The organism is Enterobacter sichuanensis, assembly GCF_002939185.1.
Lineage (GTDB): Bacteria > Pseudomonadota > Gammaproteobacteria > Enterobacterales > Enterobacteriaceae > Enterobacter > Enterobacter sichuanensis.
Genome location: NZ_POVL01000172.1, coordinates 1 through 536 on the forward strand (window position 1 = coordinate 1; position 536 = coordinate 536).

A 536-nucleotide genomic window follows, 5' to 3' on the forward strand; every position below is an offset into this window, starting at 1 on the left:
GAAGGTGCGAATAAGCAGGTCATTTCTTCCCAAGCTGACTCGCTGATTAAAATTTCGCGGATCTGGGCCGATTTTTTTCCCGCAAACACATCGAATCAGCCTATTTAGGCTATTTTTTCCACCATTTCTGGCGTTATTTCCGGTTTTTACTGAGATCTCTCCCACTGACGTATCATTTGGTCCACCCGAAACAGGTTGGCCAGGGTGAATAACATCGCCAGTTGGTTATCGTTTTTCAGCAGCCCCCTGTATCTGGCTTTCACGAAGCCGAACTGCCGCTTGATGATGCGAAACGGGTGCTCCACCTTGGCACGGATGCTGGCTTTCATATATTCGATGTTGATGGCCGTTTTGTTCTTGCGCGGATGCTGCTTCAAGGTTTTTACCTTGCCGGGACGCTCGGCGATCAGCCAGTCCACATCCACCTCGGCCAGCTCCTCGCGCTGTGGCGCTCCTTGGTAGCCGGCATCGGCTGAGACAAATTGCTCCTCTCCATGAAGCAGATTACCCAGCTGATTGAGGTCATGCTCGTTGGC

Annotated in this window: 1 protein-coding gene; it reads right to left on the reverse strand. The window is 51.7% G+C overall.

Going from position 1 to position 536, the window contains the following annotated elements:
- Positions 1–146: 146 nt before the first annotated feature.
- Positions 147–536, reverse strand: a 390-nt coding sequence (locus C5687_RS24355) for a transposase (RefSeq protein WP_146086320.1), incomplete at its 5' end; no start/stop codon positions are given.